The following is an 8953-nucleotide window of genomic DNA, read 5'->3' as shown; positions in this document are numbered from 1 at the left end:
TCCATGGCAGCATAACAGGCGCTCGCCTCAACCAGCATTGCAGGATCGGTCAGCGCGCCGAGCGGAATCCTGTTGCGGGCAAGCAAAGCTTCGGTATCGCCGCCGCGCGAGGCGAATGCCTTGGCGAGCGGGAACAAAACCAACATTGCTCGGGTAAATTTCGGGGCAGATCGCTTGCTCATCCGGACTCTTCCCTCAGCTTTCAGGGGTTAACCCCAGACGACCGGATTGTGCCACCGCTGGCATGAGATGCAAAGACCTGACCTCGCGGGCAGTGTAGCTTTCAGGCTAGTCACGAACAGATTCTGGCGTCACGTGCTCGGCGCCCGTGACCTCCGTCAGCCCAGGAGCCTGTCAATGCTACGAACAAGGACTTTGGGAGCCGCCACGATGGTGGCTCTGCTGTTGTCGACTACGGCCGTGCTGGCGAATGACATCGTCATAGCGGGCGGTCGCGTCATCGACCCTGAAACCGGTCTCGATGCCATTCGCAACGTCGCCATCGAGGGCGACAGGATCGTGGCGATCAGTGAATTTCCGCTGGCGGGTGATGTGGTGATCGACGCCACCGGCCACGTCGTATCTCCGGGCTTCATCGATCTGCATTCCCATGGCCAGAACATCGGCGACTACCGGATGCAGGTCATCGAGGGCGTCACCACGGCGCTGGAGCTTGAATCCGGCATTGTGCCGGTCAGCGACTGGTATGAGGATCAGGCCACGAAGAAACTGCCGATGAACTATGGCGCGTCCGCAGGCTGGACCCACAGCCGGATTGCGACCTTCAGCGATACCGATCCCTTGGCCACGGCGGCGTTTTTCACGGATGCGCAGGGCCGCACCGACTGGAAGCAGGACATCGCCAGCCCGGAACAATCCGTGCGCATCATGTCCCTGCTCGAACAGGGCCTGAAGGACGGTGCGCTCGGTATCGGCGTCAACGCTGGCTATGCGCCGGGTTTTGGACACAAAGAGTATTACGCGCTGGCCGAACTGGCCAAGAAATACAATGTCCCGACCTATACCCATGTGCGCTATGCCAGCAACACCGAGCCGCAAAGCTCGTTCGAGGCGATCCAGGAGCTGATCAGCCTCGCCGCCATCACCGGCGCGCACATGCATCTGTGCCACATCAATTCGACCTCGCTGTCGGACATCAAGGCCACGATGGCGCTGGTGGAAAAGGCGCAGGCCCAGGGCATCAACGTCACGACCGAGGCCTATCCTTACGGCGCAGCCAGCACCGTGGTTGGCGCGGCCATGTTCAGCGGCCCGGATTGGCGCGACCGGATGGACTCGACCGCCAACAACTTCCAGCTTGGCGCGGATCGGATGACCGAGGACGAACTGGCTGACTATCAGGCCAACAAGCCCGGCACCTTCATCGTCTGGCATTTCCTGGACGAGGAAGATCCCGCGGCCCTCTCTTTGCTGGACGTTTCGGTGACGAATCCCGCGACAGCGATCGCCTCGGATTCCGTGCTCTGGTCCTATTTCGATGAAAACGGCAACATTCTGCTATACGAAGGCGATGAATGGCCGTTGCCCGACAATGTGTTCAGCCATCCGCGGTCAACCGGCACGTATACCAAGATCCTGCGGTCCTATGTGCGCGAACGCGGGGTATTGTCGCTTTCCGAAGCGATCCGCAAGATGTCGCTGCTGCCCGCGCAGACACTGGAAGACAGCGTGCCGCAAATGCGCACCAAGGGTCGGCTTCAAGTGGGCATGGACGCTGATATCGTTGTCTTCGATCCCGCCACGGTCTCTGACCTGGCTACCTTCGAGAACGCCAATCGACCGACCGTGGGCGTGCAAACCGTGATCGTGAACGGCGGCTTCTCGGTGCGCGATGGCGAGCTGGTGCTGGACGCTCCCAATGGCAGGGCGATCCGTAATACGGTGGTGAACTGAAACTCTTCCAAACGGATAGAAAGCAACCTGTGGATGAGGAACACTCCATGAAAGCAAAAACAACCATTTTGACAACAACACTTATTGCCGGGCTGCTGACCGTTTCAGCGGCCTTCGCGCAAGACTATGATCTGGTTGTCAACAACGGCCGGGTCATCGACCCGGAAACGCTGTTCGACGACATCGCCAATGTCGGCGTGAAGGACGGGCGCATCGTTGCGATCAGCAAGGACCCGCTGACGGGTGCCGAGACCATTGATGCGACCGGCCATATCGTGGCGCCGGGCTTCATCGACACGCATTTCCACTTTCAGATGCCGATCGGATATTCCCTCGGGTTGCGCGACGGGTTGACCAGCAGCATGGATTTCGAGATGGGCTGTGCGGGATCCTATGTCGCCGCCTGGTATGAGGCGCGTGCGGGTGTGACCCAGGCCAACTATGGCTGCGCGGTCAGCCACGAATTCGCCCGGGCGATGGTGCTCGACGGGTCAGACGGCGCCGAGTACCTGATAAACGGTCCCGTAGCCTCTTACACAACTCGGGCGAAAACAGGCTGGAGCGTGACGCGCCCGACCCTGGAACAGGGCAACGCGATTCTCGAAGAGATTGACAAGGGTCTGATGGCGGGCGCACCCGGCATTGGCAGCACCACGGGCTATATGAGAGCGGGCATCTCTTCCCGCGAGTTGTTCGAGGTGCAGAAGGTTGGCGCACGCTATGGCCGCCCGACTGGCTCACATACACGCTATACGCTTGGCAACGACACGACCGAGGTCAACGGCGCGCAGGAACTGATCGCAAACGCAATCGCGCTCGGCGCGCCTGCGATTGTCCTGCACTTCAACAACCCCGGTTGGCGCGTGACACACGAATTGATTTCAGGGTTGCAGGAAAGGGGCTTCAACATCTGGGGGGAAATCTATCCCTATGCTGCAGGCTCCACCACGATCAATGCGGAGTTTCTGGAGCCCCAAAGCTGGGTCGACGATCTGGGCAACCGCTATGAGGAAACCATTCTGGATCCGGTCACGAATGAGTACTATACCCTCGAGACCTACAAGGCGACCATCGCATCCGAACCGACCAGGCCGGTCGTCGTATTCAAGATGCCCGCCGAAGACCAGGCAAAATGGCTGACGCTGAAGGGCGTGACCATGGCCAGCGATGGGGTTGGTGCAAAGCCGTACGACGCCCCGTGGGATTTCCCGATGGACCAGCTGGGCGGCACACACCCCCGAACCGCCGGATCCCGAGGAGCCACGATCCGACTCGGTCGGGAAAACAACATCCCGATGATGCAGCTGATGTCGATCCTCAGCTACAACGCCGCCAAGCATCTGGGCGATACCGGCCTGAAGGCGATGCAGGAACGCGGTCGCATCCAGACCGGGATGGTCGCCGATATCGTGGTCTTTGACCCCGAAACCTTCACGGACAATTCCACCTATGAGCAGGGTGCCATCCCGTCGACGGGCATGAAAGCCGTGATCGTTAACGGTCAGGTTACCGTGCGGGACGATGTGCTGCTTCCTGTCTTCGCCGGTCAGCCGATACAGTTTGAACCCGAAGACAAGCCACGCTTCGTGCCGGTCTCGTTAGAAGCGTGGAATGCCGAATTCTCGACCGGGATGCCCAGTGACTTCACGGGCGCCTTCCCCGCGGACGGTGGCAACTGATCATGACGCATCCAAGCAAAGAGGCGGAAACATGCGGTTTTTGATCTCTGTCTTTGTGGCGGCCTTATTGGCCGCCACTCAAGTCACGGCAGAGCCGGAATCGATCGAGTTTTCCGACCTGGCTGATCCGTTGGCGGTGGCCTTTGACGACCCTTACGCAGCGTTGGGGGTCGAAATGATGAACAAATTGAAACTGTTGGTTCAGTCGGACGAGAAGCTCGCCGGCACTGATCTTGATGCTGAGACCCGCACGCGTCTGGAAGCCCGCCGCACCGCCGCGCGGGAAGTGCTTGAAGCGAACGGTCACGATGTGGAAGCGCTGCTTGAGCAGCGATGGGACGTCGCCAAGAAGCGGCAGATCGCCCGCATTGCCACGAACCCCATTTTCGACGGCGTCGAGGTCTCGATCTCGGGCTATATCATCCCTGCACCGCCAGACGCGGATGGCAGCGGGTTCGGCTATCTGGTGCCGCAGGTCGGAATGTGCAGCCACCTTCCGCCGCCACCGCCGAACCAACTCGTCAGGGTCAGACTACGCGCGGATCAACAGATCGGGTCGCTGTATCTGCCGGTTCGGGTGTCGGGGCTGCTGCGCGTCGAGCCAAGCGATGATACTATTTTCATCCTCGACGGCGAGTCGCGCATGCTGAGCGGCTGGACCTTGGAGGCTGAATTCGTCGAGTTGCCGGAGCGATGAGATGGGAATGGCCCGGCCCTTTTTCTTTGGAATGTAGGAACTGTTGGCGAAGCCGGGCGGCGCGGCGTCCGGGAAACAGGAATTCGCCAAGGGCGCATTCAAGACGATCGCCCGGCTGGTAATAAAGCCATCAATAGAAACCGAAATCGAGATGGAGTCACAAATGAAGACGCAAAGACACCTATTGACCGGGACCTTCTTGCTAAGCGTCATGTGTGCCGTTCCGGCCTTGGCACAAGACTATGATCTGGTGATCAACAACGGTCGGGTCATGGATCCCGAAACCCTGTTCGATGACTTCGCCAATGTCGGCGTGAAGGACGGGCGCATCGTTGCGATCAGCAAGGAACCCCTGACGGGCACCGAGACGGTGGATGCCACTGGCCATATCGTGGCGCCGGGCTTCATCGATACCCATTTTCATTGGCAGACACCAATCGGCTACCGGGTCGGGTTGCGCGACGGATTGACCAGCAGCATGGATTTCGAGGCTGGCTGTGCAGGATCATATATTGCTGACTGGTACGAGGCGCGTGCCGGTGTGGCCCACGCCAACTATGGCTGCGCGGTCAGCCACGAACTGGCCCGCGCGGTGGTGCTCGACGGGGCAGAGGGCGATTTCCTGATAGAGGGTCCGATTGCCGCCTTGGAAACCCGCAAGAAACCGGGTTGGAGCGTGACGCGCCCGACCCTGGAACAGGGCAACGCCATTCTCGAAGAGATCGACAAGGGTCTGATGGCGGGCGCGCCCGGCATCGGCAGCACCGTGGGCTATATGCGGGAGGGCGTCTCTTCCCGCGAGATGTTCGAGGTGCAGAAGGTTGGCGCCCGTTATGGCCGCCCGACTGGCGCGCATACACGCTATACGCTTGGCACCGACACGACCGAGAACAACGGTGCGCAGGAACTCATCGCCAATGCCCTGACACTGGGTGCCCCGGCGATCGTTCTTCACTTCAACAACCCCGGCTGGCGGCTTGCCCAGCAAATGATTGTTGAGCTTCAGGAACAGGGCCACAACATCTGGGGTGAAATCTATCCCTACGCTGCCGGATCCACTACGTTGAATGCGTCGTTCCTGCAGCCGGACAGCTGGGTCGAGCAGTTGGGCAACCGCTATGAGGATACCGTGCTGGATCCGGTCACGAACGAGTACTACACCCTGGAGTCATTCAAGACCGACATGGCCGCCAATCCGACCAAGCCGATTGTCGTGTTCAAGATGCCCGCGGAAGATGCGCCGAAATGGCTAACGCTGAAGGGCGTCACCGTGGGCAGCGACGCGCTTCCGCCCGAACCGTACTTCGGCCCGTGGGATATCTCGCTGGACCAGCTCGGCAACACCCATCCCCGCGCGGCGGGCGCCCGGGGCGCAACGATCCGGCTCGGTCGGGAAAACAACATCCCGATGATGCAGCTGATATCGATCCTCAGCTACAACGCGGCCAAGCATCTGGGCGATACGGGTCTGAAGGCGATGCAGGAACGTGGCCGCATCCAGACCGGCATGGTCGCCGATATCGTGGTGTTCGATCCCGAACGCTTCACGGACAATTCGACCTACGAGAAGGGTGCCGTGCCGTCAACGGGCATGAAAGCCGTGATCGTTAACGGTCAGGTCGCGTTGCGTGACGACAAGGTGCTGCCTGTTTTCGCCGGTCAGCCGATCCGGTTTGACCCTGAAGACAAGCCGCGCTTCGTGCCGGTCTCGGTAGAGGCCTGGAATGCCGAATTCTCGACCGGGATGCCCAGCGACTTCACGGGCATCCCGGCGGACGGTGGCAATTGATCGCGGCGCATCCAGGCGAGGAGACGGGATCATGCTGTTTTTGATCTCCGACTCCTGGCTGTCCCCCGCCCAGGTCTTGCGCGCAGGCTGCGTGATTCTGGGTATCAACGCAGAACGGGACAATTCCGATACCAATCTCTCAGAAAGGAGATATCTGAAATGAAACTTGGCAACACCATCATGGCTCTCGCGGTTTCTGCAGCGGCGACCCTCGGCCAGGCTTATGCCCAGACATCAGACGGGCAGCCCGTTGCCGCCGCGATCGAGCAATTCGCGGCGAAGCATGTCGGGCGCCTCGGCTTTGCGGCGCAGGAAATCGGCGGCGACGAGGTTATCGCGTTGAATGGCGATGAAACCTTCGCCATGGCCAGCACCTATAAGGTGGCGATCGCCACTGCGATTATGGACCGCGTGGACAAGGGGGAACTGAGCCTCGACCAGATGGTCGATATCACACCCGACATGATGATGATCGGGGACGCTGCGCTGAGCGACACATTCGTGCATCCCGGCCTTCAGCTTTCGGTGGCGAACTTGATGGAGATCATGATCACCGAGAGCGACAACACGGCGACCGACACCTTGATCGGGCTGGCTGGCGGCGCCGCGGCCGTGACCGAAAACCTGCGCAGGCTCGGGATCACCGATTTCAGGGTCGATCGGACGACTGGCGAGATCATCGGCGAATTCTATGGCCTGCCGGGACCGGCCACGATGAAAGTCGCCATAGAGGCCTTCAAGACCAACCCGGAGCTTGCAACAATCGTCAGTGACCGCAATCTGGACTTCGAGGCGGATCCCCGCGACCACGCAACGCCGCTTGCGATGCTGCAACTCCTGCTTGCCATCGACAGTGGCATGGCGATGAGCGCCGAGAGCCGCGACTTCCTGATTGATGTCATGTCGCGCACGCGCACCGGCGCTGGCCGGCTCAAGGGGCTGCTGCCGAGAGGAACGCCCGTGGCGCACAAGACCGGGACCATCGGGGGCGTGGCCAATGACGTCGGCTATATCACGCTCCCCGACGGTCGTCGGTTTGCCATCGCCGTGTTCACCAAGAGCAGCGAGACATCCGAGGCGGACAGGGATCGTGCCATCGCCGAGGTCGCCCGGTCGCTGTTCGACTACTTCTACCTCGGGCAGATGGCGAAGCAGTAAAAGGGGAAACTTCGCCGTGCACGCTCTGCCTGTGCGATCCTGCACTGCGAAGACAGAACCTTCCAGGAAGAGCCATCGTTATCCCGCCAGGAGAAATCTGGCGAAGACTCCAATGCAAAGGAAAAAACCAGTGAAGAACCGAATGAAACCAATACCTGCCCTGCTTGTTTCGTCGCTACTGTGCGCCACACCGGCACTCGCACAGCAGGCCATGACACAGGAAGAGGGCCAGGCGACCTTTGATGCGGTCCTCGCCGAAGCCTCTGAACTGATCAAGGAACTGAAAATCCCGGGACTTGGTATCGGGGTCATCCATGGGCCCAACGCCTACGGCGCCGGACTCGGTGTCACGAACGTAACTACCGGAGAGCTTGTTACCACTGATACGCAATTCCAAATCGGCTCGGTGACAAAAACCTTCCTTTCGACAACGGCCATGAAGCTGTCCGAAGAGGGCAAACTGGATTTGAACGCGCGTGTCGTCGACCTCCTGCCGTGGTGGAGGGTCGCGGATCCCGACGCGACGTCGAAAGCGCGGGTCGTCGACCTGTTCCACCATCACGCTGGCTGGTATGGCGACCATGGGTTCCTTCCTGTTCCTCCGGGTGGGTCGATCAGCGAGAAGGTCATGCTCCAGGCGGCTTACGTCGAGCAGCTCTATCCGTTCGATCAAACCTGGATGTACAACAACACCAGCATCACCTTCGCGACCCATGTGGTGTCGCATGCCGGCGGAAAGCCGATCGAGGACCTGATCGAAGAGAACCTGCTCACCCCGCTCGGCATGGAGTCGACATCCTTCAACTACGACGCTACCCCGCCGGCCAAAGATTATGCATGGGGTCATCCGCCGATCTACGGCGAAGGCAGCATCAGTGATCTCAAGCCGTACTACATTCCGTTGATAAGAGAGTCCGCTGCCTCCGGCGGAATCCGGTCTACGGTTACCGACATGCTGAAATACGCCCGCTTTCAGCTGGACGGCAAGGACGCCACCGGGAACCAGCTGTTGTCCATGGAATCGCTGGACTATGCCCATGCGCCGGCAGTCGAAGCTGCGGCCGGCGAGTTTACCGGACTGACATGGTTCGTCCACGACTACGACGGCGTCACCAGCCCCTTCCACGGAGGGAATTGGCCCGGCACGCGGTCTTTTCTGAAGCTGATCCCGGAACACGACTTTGCCGTAGTGATCATGGTCCACAGCGATCGCGGAGTCGAAGCCTACAGCAAGATTGCGGACAAAATGGTCAAAGCCTTCACGGGAATCGAGGCCGACTCTCCGGTCGCAGCGGGCGTTGATCCGTCTGTGCTCGATCCCTTCGTCGGCGTCTTCAAGGGGAATTCCCAAAACATCGAGATCCGCAAAGAGGGCGACAAATATGTGTTTGTCCAGTTCTCCGCATTGACCAGCGGAGCGGATCCCGCGCCTGCCAATGTGGCCAACACGGCCGAGGGCTATTTCATCATCACCGAAGGCCCGAACGAGGGCGCCCTTGGTGAATTGCTCGAAGATCCGTCTGGCGAACTCAACTACGTGCGATTCAACCACCGGATCTTCATTCGGGGCGACGGGGCGGTCGACGAATTCTCGCTCTCCGGAACTGCATTCGACAAACCGGCTGAGTAAGAGCCACGGGTTCGGTGGAGGGGCGATCCTGCACAGCGCAGATTGAACTCTCCACCGAACCCGTTGCATCGGCAACAGGAGAAGTC

General features: G+C 60.2%; 7 protein-coding genes and 1 pseudogene. 7 read left to right on the top strand and 1 reads right to left on the bottom strand.

What is annotated here, in order from left to right:
- Positions 1-182: pseudogene (locus tag AC2FL1_RS15465) on the bottom strand (AraC family transcriptional regulator); the annotation flags it as partial.
- Between the two features lie 175 nt (positions 183-357).
- Here AC2FL1_RS15465 and AC2FL1_RS15460 point away from each other — a divergent pair.
- The 7 genes from AC2FL1_RS15460 (at position 358) to AC2FL1_RS15430 (ending at position 8867) form a co-directional block, all read left to right on the top strand.
- On the top strand, positions 358-1914 hold the full coding sequence (locus AC2FL1_RS15460) for an amidohydrolase family protein (RefSeq protein WP_496877551.1): 1557 nt from the start codon (positions 358-360) through the stop codon (positions 1912-1914).
- Between the two features lie 29 nt (positions 1915-1943).
- Positions 1944-3593, top strand: coding sequence for an amidohydrolase family protein (locus tag AC2FL1_RS15455; protein ID WP_496824395.1), 1650 nt, complete (start codon positions 1944-1946; stop codon positions 3591-3593).
- A gap of 31 nt (positions 3594-3624) precedes the next feature.
- The gene (locus tag AC2FL1_RS15450; RefSeq protein ID WP_496877550.1) at positions 3625-4290 is read left to right on the top strand and encodes a DUF3299 domain-containing protein; all 666 of its coding nucleotides are present in this window, start codon (positions 3625-3627) and stop codon (positions 4288-4290) included.
- 229 nt (positions 4291-4519) lie between these two features.
- A complete protein-coding gene (locus AC2FL1_RS15445) occupies positions 4520-6079 on the top strand; it encodes an amidohydrolase family protein (RefSeq protein ID WP_496877549.1) in 1560 nt (519 codons plus the stop codon).
- Positions 6080-6110: 31 nt separating this feature from the next.
- Positions 6111-6242, top strand: a complete 132-nt coding sequence (locus tag AC2FL1_RS15440) for a hypothetical protein (protein WP_496824389.1) — start codon at positions 6111-6113, stop codon at positions 6240-6242.
- Positions 6239-7237, top strand: coding sequence for a class A beta-lactamase (bla, locus tag AC2FL1_RS15435; protein ID WP_496877548.1), 999 nt, complete (start codon positions 6239-6241; stop codon positions 7235-7237). The genes AC2FL1_RS15440 and bla overlap by 4 nt, the downstream gene beginning before the upstream one ends.
- Positions 7238-7367: 130 nt before the next feature.
- Positions 7368-8867: a serine hydrolase domain-containing protein gene (locus tag AC2FL1_RS15430; RefSeq protein WP_496877547.1), complete on the top strand. Its 1500-nt coding sequence runs from the start codon at positions 7368-7370 to the stop codon at positions 8865-8867.
- The last annotated feature ends 86 nt before the right edge of the window (positions 8868-8953 follow it).

The sequence above is a fragment of the Ruegeria sp. YKSF070 genome (genome assembly GCF_059612725.1).
This window is presented reverse-complemented; position numbering and strand designations above follow the sequence as displayed.

Excerpts from the sequence above, each read along its gene's own strand:
- AC2FL1_RS15460 (WP_496877551.1), top strand. The coding sequence starts at position 358 with ATGCTACGAACAAGGACTTTGGGAGCCGCCACGATGGTGGCTCTGCTG.
- AC2FL1_RS15450 (WP_496877550.1), top strand. The coding sequence starts at position 3,625 with ATGCGGTTTTTGATCTCTGTCTTTGTGGCGGCCTTATTGGCCGCCACT.
- AC2FL1_RS15440 (WP_496824389.1), top strand. The coding sequence starts at position 6,111 with ATGCTGTTTTTGATCTCCGACTCCTGGCTGTCCCCCGCCCAGGTCTTG.
- bla (WP_496877548.1), top strand. The coding sequence starts at position 6,239 with ATGAAACTTGGCAACACCATCATGGCTCTCGCGGTTTCTGCAGCGGCG.